Origin of the sequence: Thermomonospora curvata DSM 43183, from assembly GCF_000024385.1 — a bacterium.
Lineage (GTDB): Bacteria > Actinomycetota > Actinomycetes > Streptosporangiales > Streptosporangiaceae > Thermomonospora > Thermomonospora curvata.
In genome coordinates this window covers 1,510,799-1,532,940 of record NC_013510.1, presented here as the reverse complement: position 1 = coordinate 1,532,940, position 22,142 = coordinate 1,510,799, and the positions used below count along the sequence as shown (strand labels likewise).

Annotated in this window: 17 protein-coding genes and 1 pseudogene; 7 read left to right on the top strand and 11 right to left on the bottom strand. The window is 71.5% G+C overall.

Features of this window, described 5'->3' with window-relative positions; translation table 11 throughout:
* Positions 1-58: 58 nt before the first annotated feature.
* Positions 59-1,489, bottom strand: a complete 1,431-nt coding sequence (locus TCUR_RS06625) for an amidase (RefSeq protein ID WP_012851712.1) — start codon at positions 1,487-1,489, stop codon at positions 59-61.
* 257 nt (positions 1,490-1,746) lie between these two features.
* Here TCUR_RS06625 and TCUR_RS06620 point away from each other — a divergent pair, with 257 nt between their 5' ends.
* The gene (locus tag TCUR_RS06620) at positions 1,747-2,571 is read left to right on the top strand and encodes a nuclease-related domain-containing protein (protein ID WP_012851711.1); all 825 of its coding nucleotides are present in this window, start codon (positions 1,747-1,749) and stop codon (positions 2,569-2,571) included.
* A 401-nt stretch (positions 2,572-2,972) separates the two neighbouring features.
* On the top strand, positions 2,973-4,829 hold the full coding sequence (gene ilvD, locus TCUR_RS06615; RefSeq protein WP_012851710.1) for a dihydroxy-acid dehydratase: 1,857 nt from the start codon (positions 2,973-2,975) through the stop codon (positions 4,827-4,829).
* A 55-nt stretch (positions 4,830-4,884) separates the two neighbouring features.
* Here the strand turns inward: ilvD and TCUR_RS06610 are convergent, their stop codons facing one another.
* From TCUR_RS06610 to TCUR_RS06595, 4 genes are all read right to left on the bottom strand, one after another.
* Positions 4,885-6,033, bottom strand: a complete 1,149-nt coding sequence (locus TCUR_RS06610; protein ID WP_217265456.1) for a phosphatidylinositol-specific phospholipase C1-like protein — start codon at positions 6,031-6,033, stop codon at positions 4,885-4,887.
* A gap of 80 nt (positions 6,034-6,113) precedes the next feature.
* Positions 6,114-6,476 (bottom strand): cupin domain-containing protein, encoded by a 363-nt coding sequence (locus tag TCUR_RS06605; protein ID WP_041441098.1) that lies wholly within the window; start codon positions 6,474-6,476, stop codon positions 6,114-6,116.
* Positions 6,477-6,518: 42 nt separating this feature from the next.
* Entirely contained in the window at positions 6,519-6,740 is a 222-nt protein-coding gene (locus tag TCUR_RS06600; protein ID WP_012851707.1) for an FmdB family zinc ribbon protein, read from the bottom strand.
* A gap of 76 nt (positions 6,741-6,816) precedes the next feature.
* Positions 6,817-7,326: an HNH endonuclease gene (locus TCUR_RS06595; RefSeq protein WP_012851706.1), complete on the bottom strand. Its 510-nt coding sequence runs from the start codon at positions 7,324-7,326 to the stop codon at positions 6,817-6,819.
* Positions 7,327-7,659: 333 nt separating this feature from the next.
* Here TCUR_RS06595 and TCUR_RS06590 point away from each other — a divergent pair, with 333 nt between their 5' ends.
* On the top strand, positions 7,660-9,771 hold the full coding sequence (locus tag TCUR_RS06590) for a prolyl oligopeptidase family serine peptidase (RefSeq protein ID WP_012851705.1): 2,112 nt from the start codon (positions 7,660-7,662) through the stop codon (positions 9,769-9,771).
* Positions 9,772-9,843: 72 nt separating this feature from the next.
* Complete coding sequence (locus TCUR_RS06585) at positions 9,844-10,638, top strand: class I SAM-dependent methyltransferase (RefSeq protein WP_083789790.1); 795 nt, start codon at positions 9,844-9,846, stop codon at positions 10,636-10,638.
* A gap of 147 nt (positions 10,639-10,785) precedes the next feature.
* On the opposite strand, the gene TCUR_RS06580 is transcribed toward TCUR_RS06585, so the two are convergent.
* Positions 10,786-11,382 carry a GNAT family N-acetyltransferase gene (locus tag TCUR_RS06580; RefSeq protein WP_012851703.1) on the bottom strand — a complete coding sequence of 199 codons (597 nt, stop codon included), beginning with the start codon at positions 11,380-11,382 and terminating at the stop codon, positions 10,786-10,788.
* A 2-nt stretch (positions 11,383-11,384) separates the two neighbouring features.
* The gene (locus TCUR_RS06575; RefSeq protein ID WP_012851702.1) at positions 11,385-13,055 is read right to left on the bottom strand and encodes a tetratricopeptide repeat protein; all 1,671 of its coding nucleotides are present in this window, start codon (positions 13,053-13,055) and stop codon (positions 11,385-11,387) included.
* A 513-nt stretch (positions 13,056-13,568) separates the two neighbouring features.
* Between TCUR_RS06575 and TCUR_RS06570 the strand changes: the two genes are divergently transcribed.
* The 3 genes and pseudogenes from TCUR_RS06570 to TCUR_RS06560 all read left to right on the top strand — a co-directional run.
* Entirely contained in the window at positions 13,569-13,850 is a 282-nt protein-coding gene (locus TCUR_RS06570; RefSeq protein WP_012851701.1) for a hypothetical protein, read from the top strand.
* 883 nt (positions 13,851-14,733) lie between these two features.
* Positions 14,734-15,741 carry a mechanosensitive ion channel family protein gene (locus tag TCUR_RS06565; RefSeq protein ID WP_012851700.1) on the top strand — a complete coding sequence of 336 codons (1,008 nt, stop codon included), beginning with the start codon at positions 14,734-14,736 and terminating at the stop codon, positions 15,739-15,741.
* 65 nt (positions 15,742-15,806) lie between these two features.
* A pseudogene (locus tag TCUR_RS06560) lies at positions 15,807-16,175 on the top strand (globin); the annotation flags it as partial.
* 734 nt (positions 16,176-16,909) lie between these two features.
* On the opposite strand, the gene TCUR_RS06555 reads toward TCUR_RS06560, so the two are convergent.
* From TCUR_RS06555 to TCUR_RS06540, 4 genes are all read right to left on the bottom strand, one after another.
* Positions 16,910-18,139, bottom strand: a complete 1,230-nt coding sequence (locus TCUR_RS06555; RefSeq protein ID WP_217265455.1) for an MFS transporter — start codon at positions 18,137-18,139, stop codon at positions 16,910-16,912.
* A 70-nt stretch (positions 18,140-18,209) separates the two neighbouring features.
* Positions 18,210-18,641, bottom strand: coding sequence for an acyl-CoA thioesterase (locus TCUR_RS06550; protein WP_012851697.1), 432 nt, complete (start codon positions 18,639-18,641; stop codon positions 18,210-18,212).
* 246 nt (positions 18,642-18,887) lie between these two features.
* Positions 18,888-20,552 (bottom strand): energy-dependent translational throttle protein EttA, encoded by a 1,665-nt coding sequence (ettA, locus tag TCUR_RS06545; RefSeq protein WP_012851696.1) that lies wholly within the window; start codon positions 20,550-20,552, stop codon positions 18,888-18,890.
* 132 nt (positions 20,553-20,684) lie between these two features.
* Positions 20,685-21,998, bottom strand: a complete 1,314-nt coding sequence (locus TCUR_RS06540; RefSeq protein WP_012851695.1) for a sensor domain-containing diguanylate cyclase — start codon at positions 21,996-21,998, stop codon at positions 20,685-20,687.
* Positions 21,999-22,142 lie beyond the last annotated feature (144 nt).

Sequence of the window (22,142 nt, the reverse complement as noted above, 5' to 3'; positions counted from 1 at the left end):
GGGACCGTTCCCGCAAATGCCGCCGGGCAACGCGAGTCCTTCTCCGGCGGCGGGCGGCTCAGGCGTCCCAGATCGGCGGGCGGCGGCGACGCCAGGGGCGGGCGGCCTCCAGCTGGGCCGCCAGGGAGATCAGCGTGCCCTCCCCGCCGAGCCGGCCGGCGAGCATCACCCCGATCGGCAGGCCGGCGGCGTTCCAGTGCAGCGGGAGGGTCACCGCGGGCTGGCCGGAGAGGTTGTAGACGGCGCAGAAGGGGGTGAAGCGGTTCTGCCGCTCGAAGTTGACGGCGGGTTCGGCGTCGTGGAAGTAGCCGACCGGCGCGGGCGGGGCGGCCAGGGTGGGCGTCAAGATCGCATCGAAGCGGTCCAGCACCGGCAGGGCGGCGCGCACGGCGTTTTGCAGACGGGCGTGCGCGGCCAGCAGCTCAGGGCCGCCGACGGCGTTGCCGCGGTCGCGCAGCCAGCGGGTGAGCGGCTGCAGCAGGTGCTCGCGGGCCGGGTCCACGGGGGTGAGGGCGGCCGTGACGCTCCACAGCAGCGCGAAGTCCGGCGCCAGTTGCGGGCCGAACACCGGCGGCAGCTCCTCCACGTGGTGTCCCAGCTCCTCCAGCAGCGCCGAGGTCTTCTCGTAGGCGGTCACGCAGTCGGGGTGGACCGTCGTCTCCAGCATCGGCGGGACGAGGGTGCGGGCGATGCGCAGCCGCCCGGGGTCGATGTCGGCGTAGTCGAGGAACCTGCGGCCCGGCGGCAGCGGCGGCGCCGTATACAGGTCTCCCGGCTCAGGGCCGTGCATCACGTCCAGCAGCGCGGCGGCGTCGCGCACCGTGCGGGCGATGGGGCCGTCGGTGACCAGCCCGAACAGGTCGGGGGCGAGGGGGCCGCGGCTGATGCGGCCCCGGGTGGGCTTGAGGCCGACCAGCCCGCAGGCGCTGGCGGGGATGCGGATGGACCCGCCGCCGTCGCTGCCGTGGGCGACGGGCGCCAGCCCGGCGGCGACCGCGGCGGCCGCCCCGCCGCTGGAGCCGCCGGCCGAGCGGGCCGGGTCCCAGGGGGTGCGGGCGGGCGGCGCGACCGCCGACTCGGTGTAGCAGGGCAGGCCGAACTCCGGGGTGGCGGTCTTGCCGAGCAGCACGGTGCCGGCCCGCCGCAGCCGGGTGACCACGGCGTCGTCGACGGAGCCCACCAGGTCCGCGCAAGCGGCCGAACCGCGCGTCAGCCGCACCCCGCGCACCGAGCTGAGGTCCTTGACCGGCACCGCGACCCCGTGCAGCGGCGGCAGCAGCCGCCTCTCGGCGCACTCTTGCACCCGCCGGGCGGCCTCGCCGGCCTGTCGGCGGGCCCGGTCGGCGGTGACCGTGACGAACGCGCCGACCCGCTCGTTCAGCCGCTCGATGCGGTCGAGGTAGTGGTCGGTGAGCTCCAGCGGGGACAGCTCGCCGGACCGGATCGCGGCGGCCTGCTCCAGCGCGGTCAGATCGTGCAGCCGGGTCACGAGGACGAACGGTAGCCGACCTCGCTCAAGACGGCCTCGGCCCCGGCCGTCACCGAGCGTGAAGGATCAAACTCGGCCGTTAAGGATATACAAGCATGTGCAGGGGTGAACAATAATCTGACCAGCGATGCAAAGTGCGACATCCTAGCCGAGGCGACGAAACTATGAACGACGCATCACTAGGCGCCTCCCGGCGGGATGACTACTCTGCGCCAAGAGGACCACGCCTCCCCCTTAAAGGAACACGGAGCGTCACAATGGCGACCACGGATCGGGGCACTCCCCAGGGCCATCCCACCGACGCCTCCTTCGGCGACCCGCCGCCGCAGCCGCAGCCCAAGCCGCCCTCCGGGCCGCGGCTGCGTCTCCCCGACAACCCCCGTGACCTGCTGAAGGATCCGCGGGTGAAGCGGTGGGGGCCGCCGATCGGCGCCGGTCTCCTCGCCGGGGTGCTGGCGGCCTGGCTGGTCGGCTGGCGGCTTGGGCTGCTGGTGGCCGTGCTGGTGCCGGTCGCCTACGCCTACCGCCGCTCCCGCAACACCTCCAGTGTGGCGGCCTGGCAGAAGTCCTCGGCCGCCGAGCGGCGCACCGAGCGGCAGCTGCGCTCGCTGACCAAGAGCGGCTACCGCATCCTGCACGCCCGCGCCGTGCCGCGCGACGACGAAGGGGTCAGCGACGGCAAGATCGACCACCTGGTGGTGGGGCCCAGCGGGGTGTACGCCATCGACTCCGAAAAGTGGGACCGCCGCCTGCCGGTGCGCACCCTGTCGCACCTGAAGCTCTTCCACGGCCCGTTCAACAAGAAGGACCGGCTGGACGAGGCCCGCTGGGAGGCCCAGCAGGCCAGCAAGATGCTCTCCGCCAAGGTGGGCTTCGAGGTGCCGGTGCAGGCGTCGGTGGCCATCTACGGCCCGTCCATTCCCTGGAAGGTGATGCGGGTGCGCGATGTGGACGTCTACGCCGGCAACCGCGCCCGCGCCTACCTGCGCCGCCGCCCCAAGATCCTGACCGAGACGGACGTGGAGCGCATCTACGAGGCCGCGCTGGCCGTCCTGCCGCCCAAGTACCCCACCGACGAGTGACCGTTTTCCCCTCACCCCGTCCGGCAGCCGGCAACTGGACGGGGTTTTGTCGTTTCCGGCCCGTGGTCAGGTGCCCGTATCGCCCCGTCTGAGGCCGCGTGCGCGGTCCCGGCGGGTAGCATCGGGAGGACGTACGCACCGGCCGCACGCGACCTTCCGTGGGCCGACCGCCGGCACCGCGATCCGGATCCGCCGCTGCTCGTGACCTCCAGGCCCGCCGGATCCGGCCGTCCCCATGACGACCCTCACGCCGTGGCCTGGGACGTCCGGCCGGCGCCCGGGCCCGGCCGGCCGGCCGCGCGTCGCCGTGGACCGGGCCGTACGGGGGTCGACAAAAGATCAGACAGATGCGGGCCATACGATCCGTTGGCACCGCCGGATTGAAGGTTGGAGAGGTCCCCATGCCACCGCTCAGGTCACGTACCGTCACGCACGGCCGGAACATGGCGGGCGCCCGCGCCCTGCTGCGCGCCACCGGGGTGGCGCGCGAGGACTTCGGCAAGCCGATCGTCGCGGTGGCCAACAGCTTCACCCAGTTCGTGCCCGGCCACGTCCACCTGCGCGAGGTCGGCGAGGTGGTGGCCGAGGCGGTGCGCGAGGCCGGCGGGGTGCCGCGCGAGTTCAACACCATCGCCGTCGACGACGGCATCGCCATGGGCCATGACGGGATGCTGTACTCGCTGCCGTCCCGGGAGCTGATCGCCGACGCGGTGGAGTACATGGTGCAGGCGCACCGCGCCGACGCGCTGATCTGCCTGTCGAACTGCGACAAGATCACCCCGGGGATGCTGCTGGCGGCGCTGCGGCTGAACATCCCCACCGTGTTCGTCTCCGGCGGGCCGATGGAGGCCGGCAAGCCGGTCAGCGGGGTCTCCGGCGGGCACAAGCTGGACCTGATCGACTCGATGATCGCCTCGGCCGACACCGGCGTCTCCGATGAGGCGCTGGCCCAGGTGGAGGAGAACGCCTGCCCGACCTGCGGGTCCTGCTCGGGCATGTTCACCGCCAACTCGATGAACTGCCTGACCGAGGCGATCGGGCTGGCGCTGCCGGGCAACGGCACCATCCTGGCCACCCACGCCGCCCGCAAGAAGCTGTTCGCCGACGCCGGGCGGCGCGTGGTGGAGATCGCCAAGCGCTACTACGAGGACGACGACGAGTCGGTGCTGCCGCTGAGCATCGCCACGCGCGATGCGTTCGAAAACGCCATGGCGCTGGATGTGGCGATGGGCGGCTCCACCAACACCATCCTGCACCTGCTGGCCGCCGCCACCGAGGCCGGTGTGGACTTCGGCCTGAAGGACATCGACGAGCTGTCGCGCCGGGTGCCGTGCATCTGCAAGGTCGCCCCGGCCACCGGCAAGTACCACATCGAGGACGTGCACCGTGCCGGCGGCATCCCGGCCCTGCTGGGCGAGCTGGACCGGGCGGGACTGATCAACCGGGACGCCCGCACCGTCCACGCCGCCACGGTGGGCGAGTTCATCGCCAAGTGGGACGTCCGCTCCCCCGAGGTGCTGCCGCAGGCGCGGGAGCTGTGGCACGCCGCGCCCGGCGGGGTGCGCACCACCCAGGCCTACAGCCAGTCCAGCCGGTGGGACGAGCTGGACCTGGACCGGGAAAGCGGCTGCATCCGCGACATCGAGCACGCCTACACCGCCGACGGCGGCCTGGCCGTGCTGTACGGCAACATCGCCCCCGACGGCGCGATCGTCAAGACCGCCGGTGTGGAGGAGGAGCTGTGGACCTTCTCCGGCCCGGCGGTGGTGTTCGAAAGCCAGGAGGAGGCGGTCGAGGGCATCCTCGGCGGCAAGGTCAAGGAGGGCGACGTCGTCGTCATCCGCTACGAGGGTCCCAAGGGCGGGCCGGGCATGCAGGAGATGCTGTACCCGACCTCGTTCCTCAAGGGCCGCGGCCTGGGCAAGGCGTGCGCGCTGATCACCGACGGCCGGTTCTCCGGCGGCACCTCCGGCCTGTCCATCGGGCACGTCTCCCCCGAGGCCGCCGCCGGCGGGGCGATCGCGTTGGTGGAGAACGGCGACCGGATCGTCATCGACATCCCCCGCCGCTCGCTGGAGCTGGACGTGCCGGAGGAGGAGCTGGCCGCCCGCCGTGAAAAGCTCCTGGCCGACCTGGGCGGCTACCGGCCGCGCGACCGGCACCGCCCGATCAGCGCCGCCCTGCAGGCCTACGCCGCCATGGCCACTTCGGCGTCCACCGGCGCCGCCCGCGACATCGGCCAGCTGACCGGCCGCTGATCTTTCACGGCACCGTGCGGGGCGCGTCCGGTCCGGGCGCGCCCCGCATCGGGTGTCACGGACCGGTGACGGCGCAGCCGGGCGGGGCGTTGACGGGGTTGCAGCGGACGGGGACGAAGCCGGGCAGCGCGGCATAATAGCCGGTGCCGAAGCGGGCGGCCAGGCCGGGGACCGGGTAGTCGGTGCTGACCCACTGGGCGCCGCTGGCCAGGGCGGCGTCCCGCATCGCGGTGTCGCCGGTGCGGGCCTGGGCGGTGCCGACGTCGGCGCGGGTGCGCACCAGGTAGCCCTTGGCCACCAGGTCGCGGATGCCGCTGTCGGTGGGGTTGTTGCGTTTGACGAAGGCGGCGTCGGGCCGGCCGGGTTCGGAGTTGGTGAACAGGATCCGTCCCTCCAGGTTGGGGTTGCCCTGGATGTAGCGGTCCCGGTAGACCCCGGCGTTGTCCATCAAGAACATGACCTTGCCCCGCGCGGCGGAGAGGGTGGGCCAGCCGCCGTCGAGCACCGACTGTTCCAGGGTGCGGCCCGGTTTGCGCACGGTGTCCGGGGTGATCAGGTCATCGGGGCCGAAGACCGAGCGGATCTCCTGCTCCACGGCCAGCATGCGCTCCCGGGTCCAGGTGACCAGCGGGATCGACACCCCGCTCGGGGTGGGGATGCCCAGGGTGTCCTGGAACTCCAGCAGGATCGCCAGGGGAAGGTGTCCCGGGTTGCTTTGCGACCATTGGCGCACGGCGGTCAGGCAGTCGACCAGCGTCAGGCAGTTGCTGCGGTAGTCGAGCCCGGCGATGTGCAGCACCTTGGTGCCGGGCTTCTTCAGCCGCGGGTCGTACTCGGCCGGCTGCCCGGTGAGGCGGCGGATCACCGGGCGGGCGTAGCGGCCTCCGTCCGGGTCGGCGTACACGTCCAGTTCGATCTGCCGGACGTGCTGCCCGGCGAACTGCTGCTGCAGCGGGGGGTGGCTGTATTGCAGCCCGGACGCCTGAGATCCGGCCACGGCGGTCATCAACCCCAGCTCCGTGGAGCTGGGTTCGAGGTGGTAGCTGTTGTGGGTGCCGATGACCTGGATCTGATTCAGCCTGGGTTCGACGGCGTGGGCGGCGGCGGAACCGGCCGGCAGTACGGCGACGGCCGCCAGCATGGCGGAGGCCAGGGCGACGGCACGACCGGGGATGCTCCGCCGACCGCGTGCTGGGGGGTGCACGATCATAAAGGTGAGAAAAACTCACCTTTACTGACCCGTCAACGCCGAACCACGTTCTCAATCGGCGGTCGCCCGCGGGCTCATTCGTCCCGGTGCACGATGGCCGGTGAGAACGCGGGAACACAGACGGCGATGTACTCGGCGCCCTCGGGACCGGGAGTGCTATAGCGCACCCACTCCCCCGCTTTGGCGTGCACCGCCTGCCCCGCGGACACCTCCATGACGCCGCCCTCGTACTCGACGGTAAGGCTGCCGCGCAGCACCACGGTGTACTCGTCGAACTCCGGGCGCTGCCCCGGCTCGGCCCACCCGGACGGGCTGCGCATATGGGCGATGCTGATACCGGTGTTCCCGGTGTTGACCGCCCCCACATATTCATCGATCAGCTTGGGCGGCTCGCCCGCCGCGGCGATCCGCGACGGCTTGTCGATCAGTTCGGGCATGCCGACAAGCATGCCCGAACCGCGTCGGGAAGAGATAAGGCGTCAGCCGCAGCAACCGCCGCCGCAGCAGCCGCCGGACGGGGCGGGCGGCGGGGCGGAGCGGGCGGAGCCGGTGCTCCGGCCGATGAAGGCGACCGTGGACAGCAGCTTGACCGTGTCGTCGTGACCTGCGGGGCAGGAGGCCGGCTCGGAGGCCCGGCTCATCGGGCGGTCCACCTCGAAGGTGGACCCGCAGGTACGGCAGCGAAAGTCATAGCGTGGCACGGCACCAGGATAAACCGGCCGCCCCGCCTGTCACCCGGACGCAAGGCCCGGGTGACAGGCGGCCGGTCCGCAAAGATCAGGCGGCGTACTGGGTGACGTACGGCGCCCACTGCGGGTCGCTGTCGTCGGTGATGCCGATCAGCCGCCAGTGCGCGCCGCGCGGCACCTGCGGGGTCACCCGCAGCACCCAGCCGAGCTCCTCCAGCAGCCGGTCGGCCTTGCGGTGGTTGCAGGGGCCGCAGGAGGCGACGCAGTTCTCCCACACGTGCTTGCCGCCGCGGCTGCGCGGGATCACATGGTCGATGGTCTCGGCGCGATGGCCGCAGTAGGCGCACCGGAAGTTGTCGCGCCGCATCAAGGCGGCCCGGGTCAGCGGCACGCGGGTGCGGAAGGGAATGCGCACGTATCGGCGCAGCCGGATCACCGAGGGCACCTCCATCACCGTGGAGGCCGAGCGCAGCACCGCACCGGTGGAGTCATGGTGGACGACCTCGGCCTTGTCCCGCAGGACCAGGCACACGGCTCGCCGTAGCGGGAGCGTGGTGAGCGGCTCATAGGACGCATTCAGCAGCAGGACCTGGCGCATCAGACGCCCCCCGCCCGCTCGTGCATTCCGGCTGCCTCGGCGTATCCGCTCCCGCGTCTGCTACGCCGAGGCTCGAGTATGGATTCGAGCACCTGTGCACCCGTCATATGGGCCTCCCCAGGGCGATCGAGCTGAGATCAGTGTGACTGTTGGGCCGCCGTTCTCGCTACCCCATAAATTCCCCGTATCGGCGACGGTTCGAACGCGTAATGTCATTGCCGCATCGCCCCGCCCGCCGCCGCCTGAATCAGGCGGCAAGCCCCCGGAAACTCCCCGCCGAGCTGGTGCGGCTCCTGCCAGCGGCGCATGCGAAGGGCGCATAGGGTTCGGTTCATGAGCCGCCCGAGATACCCGAGCGCACCACGTCAGGACATCGTCGACGAACTGCACGGCCACCGGATCCCCGACCCCTACCGGTGGCTGGAAGATCCCGATTCCCCGGCCACCAAACAATGGCTGGCCGAACAAGACGAGCTGTTCCGCTCGGCGGCGGGCGCGCTGCCGGGCCGGCGACGGCTGCGCGACCGGATCGCCGAGCTGCTGCGGGCCGGCAGCGTGGGCCCGCCGGTCTGGCGCGGCGAGCGCCGCTTCTTCACCCGCCGCACCGCCGACCAGGAGCACGCCGTGCTGTACACGGCGGACCCGGACGGGCGGGAGCAGGTGCTGATCGACCCCATGCAGATCGACCCGTCCGGGGTCACCACCCTCGACGGCTGGTCCCCCGACCGGGAGGGGCGGCTGCTGGCGTACCTGCTCTCCCACGGCGGCGACGAGGAGTCCCGGCTGTATGTGATGGACGTCGTCACCGGCGAGGTGCTCGAAGGCCCGATCGAACGGACCCGTTACACCCCGATCGCCTGGCTGCCCTCCCGGCTCGGCGAACCGGCCGCCTTCTACTACGTGCGGCGGCTGCCGCCCGGCCAGGTCCCCGAGGGCGAGGAGCAGTACCACCGGCGGGTCTACCTGCACCGGGTCGGCACCGACCCCGACACCGAGGACGTGCTGATCTTCGGTGAGGGCATGGACAAGACCAACTACTACGGGGTGAGCGTGAGCCGGGACGGCCGCTGGCTGACGGTGTCGGCCTCCCAGGGCACCGCGCCCCGCACCGACGTGTGGCTGGCCGACCTGGCCGCCTCCTCCCCGCAGGCCCCGCGGCTGACCCCCGTCCAGGTGGGCGTGGACGCCCAGACCAGCCTGCACGTGGGCCGGGACGGGCGGGCCTACCTGTTCACCGACCGGGACGCCCCCCGCGGACGGCTGTGCGTGGCCGACCCCGCCGACCCCTCGCACGAGTCCTGGCGGGAGCTGATCCCCGAGGACCCGGAGGCGGTGCTGACCGACTATGCGATCTTGGACGGGCCGGCGCTGGCGCGCCCGCTGCTGCTGGCGGGCTGGACCCGGCACGCCGTCAGCGAGATCACCGTCCACGACCTGGCCACCGGGAAGCTGATCGAGCAGGTGCCGCTCCCGGGCCTGGGCTCGATCGGCGCGCTGGTGGAGCGTCCCGAAGGCGGGCATGAGGCGTGGTTCGTCTACACCGACAACACCACCCCGACCTCGGTGTACCGCTATGACGCGCTGACCGGCCGGACCGCGCTGTGGGCCGGTGCGCCCGGGAAGGTCGAGGTGCCCGAGGTGGAGACCCGGCAGATCACCTACGAGTCCTACGACGGCACCAAGGTGCGGATGCTGGTGATCGCCCGGCCCGGCGGCCACGGGCCGCGCCCGACCGTCCTGTACGGCTACGGCGGCTTCAACGTCTCGCTCACCCCGTCCTATTCGGCGGGGGTGCTGGCCTGGGCGGAGGCCGGCGGCGTCTACGCCATCGCCAACCTGCGGGGCGGCTCAGAGGAGGGCGAGGAGTGGCACCGCGCCGGCATGCGGGAGCACAAGCAGAACGTCTTCGACGACTTCCACGCCGCCGCCGAGAAACTGATCGCCGACGGCTGGACCACCCCGCAGATGCTGGGGATCTCCGGCGGCTCCAACGGCGGGCTGCTGGTCGGCGCGGCGATCACCCAGCGCCCGGACCTGTACGCGGCGGCCGTCTGCTCGGCGCCGCTGCTGGACATGGTGCGCTATGAGAAGTTCGGGCTCGGGCAGACCTGGAACGACGAGTACGGGTCCGCCGAGATCCCCGAGGAGCTGGAGTGGCTGCTGTCCTACTCGCCCTACCACCATGTGCGGGAAGGGGTGGCCTACCCGGCGGTCCTGTTCACGGTGTTCGACGGCGACACCCGGGTGGATCCGCTGCACGCCCGCAAGATGTGCGCCGCGCTGCAGCACGCCACCGCCTCCGACAGGCCGGTGCTGCTGCGCCACGAGGCCGAGGTCGGGCACGGGGGACGGGCGGTGAGCCGGTCGGTGGAGCTGTCGGCCGACACCCTGTCGTTCCTGGCCGCGCACACCGGGCTGCAACTCACCGACGAACCGGAGCAATGAGAAATGAGAGCTGCGCCACATTCATTGAAGAAAGCCGGTATCCGGTGTCGAATCCGATGATCAAATAGAGGAATGGGCACGACGGCCGCAGGACAGCACGCCGTACACGAGCGCATCGTGGAGCTGCTCGCCTCCCCTCCCGCCCGCGCCGAGGACGCCGCGGGCTATCTGGACCTGCTCGGTCCCGGTGATGAACCGGCGCCTTCGCCCGCCCAGCGGGCCATGCAATCGACCCTCCTGCCGCGCATCTACGAGCAGGTGTGGCGGCCCATCGGCTTCAACCTGGCCAAGGGCTGGCCCGCCGGGCCCGACACCGCCGAGGAGTACGCGCTGGCCCGTTCCTGGCTGGCCCTGGGACGCCCCACCGACCCCCGCAAACCGGACATGACCGTGCTGGACGTGGCGTGCGGGCCGGGGAATGTGACCCGGGCGCTGGCCGAAGGGGTCGGGCCGGGCGGCCTGGTGGTCGGGCTGGATGTGTCGGCGACCATGCTGGAGCGCGCCGTGGCCGAACCCGCCGGCGACACGATCGGGTATGTGCGCGGGAACGCGGCGAGGCTGCCGTTCCGGGACGGGGTGTTCGATGCGGTGTGCTGCTTCGGCGGCCTGCACCTGTTCGACGACCCGTGGGCGGCGCTGGACGACATGACCCGGGTTCTCAAACCCGGCGGTCGCCTGGCGCTACTGACCCTGCGCCGGCCGGCACTGCCGCTGGCCGGGCCGGCCGGCGAGCTGATCGGCCGCCTCACCGGGTTGACCATGTTCGGCGACCAGGAGCTGCGCCGGGCGCTCCAGGAGCGCGGCTACCGCCGCCTCCGGCACCACCGGTTGCCGCTGATGCAGTTCGCCGGCGGCACCCTGGGCTGACCTGGAAGGAGCGGATCCGTCCGGCGGCCCCTTACCGGACGGCTCCGCTCCCCGCGGGAGAAGCAGGCCGGGTCGTGGTGGGCCTCGCACCGGTCCGCGCCGCCGGTGCGAGGCCCACCACGACCCGTCCCTGCCGGTCAAGCCCCGTCAGAACAGGGCTTTTTCGAAGTAGACGTTGGTGATCCCGCCGATGACCTCCCGTCTGGTCTCCCGCCAGCCCGCTCGCCGGTACAGCTCCATCGCGGCGACCTGCAGGTCGGTGGTGTCGCAGTGCAGGAGGCGGTAGCCGAGTTCAACGGCGCGTTCCTCCAGGGCCGCGACGATCGCCGAGCCGTAGCCGCGGCGCCGCACCGTCTGGTGCACCCGCAGCCGCACCATCTCGGCGATCTCGGTGCGCGGCGGCAGCCCCACGGCGTACCCGCCGTGCGCCCGGGTCAGCCCGGTGGGGATGAGGTCGGCCCGGCGCAGCCCGCCCATCGCCACGACCACGCCGTCCCGCTCGCCGACCACGAACTCCCCGCAGCGGTCGAAGTAGACCTCCTCGATGCGGAACAGGTCGTGCTCGTAGTAGACCCCGTCGCCGGGGCGCAGCCCGACCTGGGCCAGCCCTTGGCGGTGCAGCTCCAGCACGGCGGCGTGGTCGGCCGGGACGTACCGGCGGATCAGCAGATCCCGGTACTGCCAGGCGGGCGGTTCCCGGCGGCGCCGCACCAGGGTGTGGGCGTTCCCCTCCACGGCCGGCATCTTCAGATCTGCTGGGCCGGGTTCGGCCGCCGGGCGGCCGGGCTGCTGACCGACGGTCCCGACAGCGCCTCATAGAAGCTCTTGAGCTCCTTGATCTCGCCGAAGCGCGCCGAGACCGTGGCGCCGAGCTGGCGGGCCCGGTGCACCAAGATGTCGGAGCGGTGGTCGGGGGGCAGCTCGGTGATGGCCTCCTGCGCCACCTCCAGCGCCGCCTCCGGGTGCCCGGCGTGCATCCGGCAGGCGGCCCGGTCCAGGCGCACCAGTGTCAGATCGACCCAGTCGGTGGGGGCGTACAGCCGCAGCGCGCGGCTGAGGGCCTCCTCCCCGGACTTGTGGTCGCCGAGGTTGGTGTAGGTGTCGCCCTCGTAGAAGGCCATCTGCCGTTCGGTGAACCCGAAGGCCAGGTCGCTGGTCTGGGACTTGGGCAGCTGTTCGAAGACCGAGCGGCCGCGGACCAGGGCCCGGCGGGCGCTGGGGGCGGCGTCGGTGCGGCCCCGCAGCGCCAGCAGCCCCAGCGCCCGCGCCTCCACCGCGGGCGCCATGGCCGCCGCCACGCTGGGGCTCCGGCCGGCCAGATCCTGGGCCTTGCGGGCCAGGTGCAGCGCCTCGCGCGGGTCGCCGTAGTACATCGGCACCAGCGCCTCGCGCACCGTCACCCAGGCGCGCAGCGCCCGGTCGCCGGTCTCGTCGGCGGCGGTGCTGGCGGTGCGGAAGAACGACCGGGCCAGCCGGTGATCGCCCAGATTGATCATGATCAGCCCGCACAGCCCGGCCAGCTGGGCGGCCAGCCGGCACAACCGTTCCTGGGTCTCCACCGGCTGCCGCCGCTCGCACATGCGGCGCACCTCGCTGAAGTCCAGCAGCACATCGCACAGCAGGCGCAGCGAAGGGGTGGCCTGGTAGAGCCGGCCGTAGCCGAGGGTGGTCTCCTCCCACTGGTCCAGCATGGTGGGCGACACCGTGGCGCTGACCAGGGTGTCGTCCATCTTGCGGCGCAGGTGATCCACGGCGCCCAGGAACTCGCCGTCGAGCGTGACGCCGGCCCCGGCCATCAGCTGCAGGAGCGTTCTGCGAAGCACCACGTCCTCCTCTCCCACATCCGCCGGCTGGGCGGCGCCCATGCGGCCGTCGCCGACGGTGATCCAATGACGGTCGGCCGGTATCGGCACGACCACGTTCCCGACCAGCGCGTCGGGCTCGCCCAGGGCGCGGGAGGCGACGACGCGGTGCCCGGCCGGCGGCGAGGGCGGCCGGGCGGTTCCCCGCTCCAGGGCGGACGTCGGCCGCCCGTGACCGCGGTCGCAGATGCAGGGGCCCGCAAAGCCGAGATCGGCGGGCTCCGCCTGGTAGACGGTGCACAGGTAGTGCAGATAGACCGGCCCGGGGCGCTTGTGTCCGCTCTCATAGGCCGACAGCAGCGTCTCGCCCAGCTTGGGCTGCGGCTTGCCGTCGAGTTCGTGCAGTGCGCGGATCTGGGCGACGATGTCCGACAGCGCGACGCCATGGGCCAGCCGGTGGGCTTTGATCCGGGTGGTGCCGAACAGCGGGCCGCACTGCTCGTAGATGTCCACGGCTATCTCCGCCGGGGTGCGGCCCCGGGCAAGACCGTAGGCGCGGACCCGGCGGGCGATGTCCGTCTCTTTCCTGGGGGCGTTCCCGGGGGATTCCGGCATTGCTTCCGGCCTTCCTGCCCTGGAGGCGGCGGGGGCGCCGCCTCCGGTGTGCGCGACCGGTATGAGGCCGGCCCGACCCTGTGAGCAGGCACACATACCGGACGAAAGCTAACCTTTTGGCCACGAGTGATTACCTCTCGCACACGCAGCGTAACTCTCGCGCCAGGGCAGGCCAAGCGATTCACCGAAAATGACGGCGAAGGGGATGGGCCATCGACCACCGGGGTGAAGATTTTTCCTCCGGAGTGGGATGAACCTAACCCCAAAACGGGAGAATCTCCCACTTTTTGGGGCACAACACCGCTTGACCAGTCGCCGCAGAACTTGCAATTCTCAGCCCCGAGCACGAACCGCATACAGTCGATCACGTAGCAGTGAACCCTTTTCGGCAGGCCGTCCTCGCAGGCCGGGACGCGCAGGTCGCAGCGGCGGGCACCGTCGAGGCCCCCGCCCCGCCCGAGGGCGTGCGCCGGGAAAGGTTCCGTCTCACCGCGCACGAGGGAGGGGTGCAAGGTGAACAACGACTACCGCGTCGGCTATCTGGAGGAGCTCGGGGAGGCCGTCGGCTCATGCGGCCTGGTGGCCAGGGTGGTGCGGACCCGTTCCGGACCGGCCTTCCTGCGAGTGGTCAACCCAGAGGCCGGCAGCCTGGCCGAAGACGTGACCTGTGCCCCGGCCCCGGACTCCTCCGGCCCCTACTACTGGTGGTCGTGGGGAGAGCGCATGCACCGAGCCGACGATCCGCAAGGCGCCGCATCGAAGCTGGCGCACGTCCTGCAGCCGCTGCCGCAATAGGCGTACGGCTCCCTTCGGTCCTTATCCCGCCGTCGTCACCGGCCGGGCCCAGGGGCGATGCCGTTGATCTGGGGGGAGGCGGCATCGGAGCCCGTCGCCTGAGAGCGCAGTCGGGAGAAGGTTCACCGGAGCCGCAAGCCGGTTGTGTCCCGCGCGGCCGCGGCGGGGAACGGCGCGGCAGCCGCGGCCCGCGGGGCACGGCCTTGCCGCTCGGGGTGGGCGCGGTGGGCGCCCACCCCGAGCAGTCGGCCGCCGGCCCGGCCCCCTCACGACGGCACAGGCCGGCGATCGCGGTACCGAATCTCCGCGATGCGCCGTCTTCGCAGATCGAGACGGGTGCCCGCGCCCAGGAACGCGCTGCGGATCCGGAACGTCACCGCACCGGCCGCCGCCGAGTCCCAAGACCGCGCAGCGAAAAGGTTCGCCGAACGCGATCGTTGCATCCCATCAAGAAAGGCTCGTTTCTACCAAAACGGACAATTTGCTTTAGCGGCGTCCCGCTTTCCACACCGCCGTTTCCATGAGCGATACGGAAGGCATTACGGCCGTGAACGGTGACGTACCTCCGGAGGGCGCGACGAGCCCTCAAGCGCGAACCGGAAAAGACACGACGGCATGACGCAATAGTGAATCCGATTCAGCTTTCTCGCCCCGTCCGCGTCCGGCTCAAACCGTCCCGCCCGGCCAGGCGTCCCGCCCGCGGTCCCGGCGACGCCCGCCTCCACCGCGTCGCACAGGCGTTGCCCGGGAGGGTTCTCTCACCCGGTGGGTCACATCACGGCGCATTCCGTTCGGGCAGCCGGCCGGCGTCGCCTAGCATCGGCTCGTGCCGCCGCGGGTCCCCGGCGGCACGGTCATGCCCCCAGACTCCGGAGGATTCCCGTTGTCCGACCTTGCGGCCCTCGGAGTGACCGCTCCCCTGTTCGACGCCGACGAACGCCCGGAGACGTACTGCGGTCCCAAACCCCTCATGCCGTGCCGGCTGTTCTGGAACATCACCCACAGCCCGGAGGCGACCAAGTTCGTCCACGACTACCACCTGGACCTGTGGACCAACCGGCTGTTCGCCATCGTCGTCACGCTGACGGTCGCGCTGATCCTGCGGCGGATCGTGCACCGGATGATCATAAAGATCACCACCCGGATGGCCGAGGGCACCGTGCCCGAGCGGCTGCGCAGCAGCGGCCGCACCCACGTGGAGGGCAGCCAGGTGCTGCTGAGCGAGCGGCGGCAGCAGCGCGCCAAGACACTGGGCTCGGTGCTGCGCAGCATCGCCTCCATCGTGATCATGGGGACGGCGGTGTTCAGCGCGCTGGGCGAGCTGGGGCTCAACCTCACCCCCGTGCTGGCCAGCGCCAGCGTGATCGGCGTGGCGGTGGGCTTCGGCGCCCAAAGCCTGGTCAAGGACTTCCTGGCCGGCCTGTTCATCCTGCTGGAGGACCAGTTCGGGGTCGGCGACGTGGTGGACGTGGGACAGGCCAAGGGCACCGTGGAGGCGATCACGCTGCGGGTCACGCGGCTGCGCGACGTCAACGGGGTGGTCTGGTACATCCGCAACGGAGAGATCCTGCGGGTGGGCAACGAGTCGCAGAACTGGGCCCGGGCGGTCCTGGACATCCCGGTCGGCTACGAGGAGGACACCACCAAGGTCAAGGAGATCCTCAAGACCACCGCCGACAAGCTGGCCGCCGACCCGGGCTGGGCGGACATCATCTTGGAAGAGCCGTCGGTGTGGGGCGTGCAGGGCCTCAGCGGCGAGGCCGTGGTGGTCCGCCTGGTGGTCAAGACCGCCCCCGGACGCCAGGGCGAGGTGGCCCGCGAGCTGCGCGAGCGCGTCAAGTACTCCCTCGACGCGGCGGGCGTCACCGTCGCCAATCCCCCGGCCGCCTGATCGGCCCGGATCCGGCCCCGCGCACACCCCGCTCGCATAGGGTGGGAGGCACCATGGCACAAGAAGTGACCTTCTATGAGGCCGTCGGCGGCGAGGAGACCTTCCGGCGGCTGGTCCACCGCTTCTACCAGGGCGTGGCGGAAGACCCCCTGCTGCGCCCCCTCTACCCCGAAGAAGACCTCGGCCCCGCCGAGGAGCGGCTGCGCCTCTTCCTCATCCAGTACTGGGGCGGCCCCAACACCTACAGCGCCCGGCGCGGCCACCCCCGGCTGCGCATGCGCCACGCCCCCTTCCGGATCGGCACGGCCGAGCGGGACGCCTGGCTGCGGCACATGCGGGACGCGGTGGACGAGCTGAAGCTCCCCCAGCACCTGGAGCAGATGCTGTGGAACTACCTGCAGATGGCGGCCCACAGCCTGGTCAACACCCCTGACTGACCCCCGCGGCGGGGGCGCCGCCCCCCGAGAACAAATCGGACACTTGTTGCATACCGTCTGATAGAACGCCCTTTGCTCTGCCCTTTGTAGCGTCGGGGATGACCCTGTGGGCCCGCGACGGCGCGGGCCGGCGTCTGCCAGCCATCAGGCCGGCCCCCTCGGCACGCAAGGAGGCAAGCGGTGTTCATCCAGGTCATCCAAGGCAGAACACGCGCCCCCGACAAGCTCAAGCAGGCGGCCGACCGCTGGTACCAGGAGGTCTCCCCCGGCGCCCGCGGATGGCTCGGCAGCCTGCTGGGGGTGACCGACAAAGGCACCTTCATCGCGCTGGTGCGCTTCGACTCCCGGCGGGCCGCCCGCCGCAACGGCGAACGCCGCGAGCAGCGGCAATGGTGGGAGGAGACCTGCCGGCTCCTGGACGGAGAGGTCACCGTCCACGACTGCACCGACGTGCAGACCCACCTGGGCGACTGGCCGGAGCAGACCGGCTGCGTCAAGATCTTCCAGTCGCGCATCCGGGACCGCCGGGCGCTGCGCGAGCTGTGGCGGCGGGAGGACCGGCGGCTCATCGCCGAGCTGCGGCCGGACATCCTGGGCTCGGTGACGGCCGTGCACCCCGACGGCGGCTGCACCACCGCCTTGTTCTTCCGCAGCGTGCAGGACGCCCGCGCCGGTGAGCACCGCCCCATGCCGGAGTGGCTGAAGGCCCGCTGGCAGGAGGAGCTGCAGTACTACGAGCCGGAGACGACCTGCTGCGAACTGCGCGACCCGTGGATGTATCTGCCCGTCTTCGTGCCGCCCTCGGAGCGTACGGGCACCAGCGGGACCGCGGCCAGGGAGAAGACGCCGGCGACGGCGAACGCCATGGCATAGCCGGGGCCGCCGATCACCGCCGCCGCCAGCGGCGGGGTGAGGGTCGCCAGCGCGTTCTGCGCGGTGTTCTGCACGCCCAGCGCACGCCCGGCCCACGCCCGTCCGGCGTACTCGGCGACGGCGGTGTAGGCCAGCCCGTTGGGGGTCACGGTGATCACCCCGGCGACCAGCAGCGCCGCGGCGGCCGCCGCCGAGCCGGCATGGGCCCCGGCCGCCAGCGCCGCCATCACCGCGGTGATGGCCAAGGCGACCAGCCGGTAGGGACGCAGCCTGCTGCCGGCCCGGTCCGACCAGACCCCCGCGCCGATCCGGCCCAGCGCCCCGGCCACCTGGACGACGGCCAGGACGCGCCCGGCCGCAGTGGCCTGCCAGCCATGCTCATCGACCAGGAAGACCAGGGCGAACGTGGCGACGGTGAACTGCGGAACGACCAGCAGGGCGCTGGCGGCGTGCAGCCGCCACAGCACGGGGGTGGCGTAGGGGGACCGGCTGCGCCCGGCCTGCTCGTCCTCGGCCCGCGGCGGGTCTTGCACCAGCAGCGCCACGGCGGCCGCCATCGCCAGGCAGCAGGCCGCCAGGACCAGCAGCGGGGCGCGCAGCCCGCCGGCCGCCAGCGGCGGCAGGATCAGCGCGGCCGCCCCGACACCCAGCGGCTGGGCGGTCTGCCGGATGCCCATCGCCAGCCCGCGCTCGCGCGGCCCGAACCAGCCGAGGATCAGCCGTCCGCTGGCCGCGTGCACCGCCGCCCCGCTCACGCCCGCCGCCACCAGGCAGGCCCCCATGGCCAGGAGCCGCCCGGCCGTCGCCGCCGCGCCCAGCAGGGCCAGCCCCGCGATGCCCAGTCCCAGGGAGAGGACCAGCCGCTCTCCCCAGCGGTCGGCGGCGGCGCCCCAGGCGACCAGGGCGACCATGAGCCCGGCCATCGGGCAGGCCACCAGCGTGCCCGCCTGGGCCAGGGACAGCCCGCCCGCCCGCAGCGCCGGCAGCAGGAAGGGCAGCCCGAACTGAAAGAGGCATCCGGCGGCCATCGCCCCCACGCCGACGCCCAGCACCACCCACCGGCGACCGTCCGGTCCACCCTCCGTCATGCCCATATGCTGATACTAGCCGTCCAAAATATGGACATTCCGGGCGGGTGGGGTCCAGCGCCGAACGGGGTCAGGACGGGGGCAGGTAACGCTTGAGGAACTCCAGCTCCGAGGGGGTGAAGCGGCGCGCGCGGCCCTTCTTGGGGTCGAAGGCCACCATCACGGAGGCGGCGGTGGCGAAGACCTGCTCGTCGTCGCGGATGTGGTAGGCCAGCCGGAACGAGGCGTTGCGGATCTCGGTCACCCAGGTCTCCACCCGGACGGGGCGGAAGGTCAGCGACATCGGCCGCCGGTAGTCGATCTCGTGCCGGGCGACCACCAGGCCGTGCAACGACTCCTCGCCCTTGCGGACCGGGTCGCCGTAGAACATCTGCACCCGGGCGTCCTCCAGGTAGCTGAGGAACTTGACGTTGTTCACATGGCCCATGGAGTCGATGTCGCCGAACTTCACCTCGAACTCATAGACATGCCGGTACTCGGCGGGGGGAATGTCGCTGTCCATGTCCTCGCCTGGGGGTCGGGCGGTCTGCGGAAACCGCCGGACGGGCGGCCGCTGATCAGGCAGATGCTATCGGCAGGCCGACGGCTCGCCGGCGCCGGGGATCACGAAACCTCTGCCCCGGGCATGGCTTGACGTCTTCGCCCGGGACGGGCGGCGCCTCCCCGCCCGGATGCGCCCGCTTCACACGAAAAGCCCGTGTCGCCGTGGCACGGGGGCGGGCCATGCCACGGCGACACGGGCGCTGCGTCAGTCCCGGGTCAGCTTGCGGTGGGTGACCCGGTGCGGACGGGCGGCCTCGGGGCCGAGCCGCTCGATCTTGTTCTTCTCGTAGTCGGCGAAGTTGCCCTCGAACCAGAACCAGTTCGCCCCGCCCTCCCAGGCCAGGATGTGGGTGGCGATGCGGTCCAGGAACCAGCGGTCGTGCGAGGTGATCACGGCGCAGCCGGGGAACTCCAGCAGCGCGCTCTCCAGCGAGCTGAGGGTCTCGGTGTCCAGGTCGTTGGTGGGCTCGTCCAGCAGCAGCACGTTGCCGCCCTGCTTGAGGGTGAGCGCCAGGTTCAGCCGGTTGCGCTCGCCGCCGGACAGCACGCCGGCCGGCTTCTGCTGGTCGGGGCCCTTGAAGCCGAAGGCCGCCACGTAGGCGCGCGAGGGCATCTCCACCTGGCCGACCTTGATGTGGTCCAGGCCGTCGGAGACCACCTCCCACACCGACTTGTTCGGGTCGATGCCGCTGCGGGTCTGGTCCACGTACGAGATCTGGACGGTCTCGCCGATCTTCAGCGCGCCCGAATCGGGGGTCTCCTGGCCCACGATCATGCGGAACAGGGTGGTCTTGCCGACGCCGTTGGGGCCGATCACACCGACGATGCCGTTCGGGGGCAGGTTGAACGACAGGTTCTCGATCAGCAGCCGGTCGCCGAAGCCCTTGGTGAGGTTCTCGGCGACGATCACCGTGTTGCCCAGCCGGGGGCCCGGCGGGATCTGGATCTCCTCGAAGTCCAGCTTGCGGGTCTTGGCGGCCTCGGCGGCCATCTCCTCATAGCGCTGCAGACGGGCCTTGCTCTTGGCCTGCCGGGCCTTGGGGTTGGAGCGGACCCACTCCAGCTCCTCCTGCAGGCGCTTTTTGCGCTTGGCGTCCTTGCGGCCCTCGACCTTGAGCCGCTCGGCCTTCTTCTCCAGGTAGGTGGAGTAGTTGCCCTCATACGGGTAGCAGCGGCCGCGGTCCAGCTCCAGGATCCACCCGGCCACGTTGTCCAGGAAGTACCGGTCGTGGGTGACCGCCAGCACGGTGCCCGGGTACTTCTCCAGGTACTGCTCCAGCCACTGCACGCTCTCGGCGTCCAGGTGGTTGGTGGGCTCGTCCAGCAGCAGCAGGTCGGGCGCCTCCAGCAGCAGCTTGCACAGCGCCACCCGGCGGCGCTCACCGCCGGACAGGTTGGTCACCGGCGTGTCCGGAGGGGGGCAGCGCAGCGCGTCCATCGCCTGCTCGAGCTGGCTGTCGAGGTCCCAGGCGTTGCGATGGTCCAGCTGCTCCTGCAGCTTGCCCATCTCCTCCATCAGCTCATCGGAGTAGTCGGTCGCCATCTTCTCGGCGATCTCGTTGTACCGATCGAGCAGCGCCTTGGTCTCGGCCACGCCCTCTTCGACGTTGCCGAGCACGGTCTTCTCCTCGTTCAGCGGCGGCTCCTGCTGCAGCAGGCCCACCGTGTAGCCCGGCATGAGGCGCGCCTCGCCGTTGGACGGCTGTTCCAGGCCGGCCATCATCCGCAGCAGCGTGGACTTTCCGGTGCCGTTGGGGCCAAGCACACCGATCTTGGCTCCCGGCAGGAAGTGCAAGGTGACGTCGTCAAGGATGACCTTGTCGCCGTGCGCCTTGCGCACGCGCTGCATGGTGTAGATGTACTCGGGCATGCCTAAAGCCTAGGGGGTTGCGGCCACCACTCGTTGCAGTTCTCGCCGCCCCCACGGTCACGTTCCCACCGTCCGTCCCGGGCGTTTCCCGAGCATCGGAACCGGGGCGGCCGGGGACGCCCGCGCAACGCCCTAAGACCGGTGATCAAGAGGCGGTCCGGCCGGAGGCCGGGTCGGGGGTGGGGGATCGTCCAGGGCGGGCAGGCAGACCCGGTCGCGGCCGGACTGCTTGGCCCGGTACAGCGCCAGGTCGGCGGCGGCCAGCAGTTCGATCAGGTCATGGCCGTGGGTGCGCAGCAGGGAGACGCCCACCGAGATGGTCACCCCGACCGTGCCCTCCTCGGCCGGGACGGTGAGCCGGCGCACCCGGCTGCGCAGCCGCTCGGCCACCCGGCACGCCTCCACGATGTCGGCGCCCGGCAGCAGGACCACGAACTCCTCTCCCCCGAACCGGCCGACCACGTCGTAGTCGCGCAGCTGGCCGCACAACGTGGTGGCGACCCCGGCCAGCACCTGGTCGCCGACCAGGTGACCGTGGGTGTCGTTGACCCGCTTGAAGTGGTCGATGTCGATCAGCAGCAGGGCCAGCGGCTCGTTGGTGCGCTCGGCCCGCGCCAGCTCGGTGCCGGCCTCGCGCTGCCAGGCGGCGGCGTTCAGCAGGCCGGTCTTGGCGTCGGTGCGGGCGGCGGCCTGCAGCTGCTGGTGCATCAGGCTGCGCTGCAGCAGCACCACCGGCGGCAGCGCCAGCGCCAGCAGCGTCAGCGACAGCGCGCTGATGATGGCCACGATGACGCCCACGCACAGGTCCACCACGTCCAGCAGCAGGGTCTCGCGCGTCCACAGCACATCCCGCCACCGGCCCTTGGGGTCGGCGGCGTGCGCCGCGACCGCCACCAGCGCGGTGTTGATCACGGTGAACAGCACCGCGCAGCCCACCGCGACGGGCACCCCGGGGTAGACCTCCACCACCCACGTCGGAGGGCTCTGCAGCGGGTCGGGCACCACCCGGTGAAAGAGCGTGGAGGCGCACACCCCGGCCAGCCCGAACGCCGAGGCCACCAGCACCCGCCGGTACAGCAGGGTGCGCCGCACCCTGATCTGCAGCAACGCCTGCATCGGGATCGGGATCAGCAGCGCGTACACCGGCGGCAGCAGCAGCGCCACCGGCAGCCACCAGGCCGACAGCAGGTCCCGGGCCACGCCGGCGGGCATGCCCAGCCGCCGGGAGACCTCGATGCACACCGCGCCGCAGGCCAGCAGCGCCCCGAACGTGCACAGGTCCACCGCCTGGAAATCCGTCCGGACGATGCCGTCGACGGTCAGCGTCAGATACAGCGCGACGACCGCGACCACGTAGACCGCCAGCAGCGAGGGCCGCACCAGCCGACTGCCGAACCCGCCCGCCAGATTTCCCCGGTCCTCGGCGGACGACTGCACTGCCGTCATCCTTCCCCCTAATGCATCACGTTGTGTAACACGATAGTTGCAACGTGTGCGCCATGGGAACGAATCCGCCACGTTCGTCAAGACAACCGCGGCCAGTGCCCCGCAAAACCCTGCCCAAGGGTAAGGAAGCTGCTACCAAGAGTT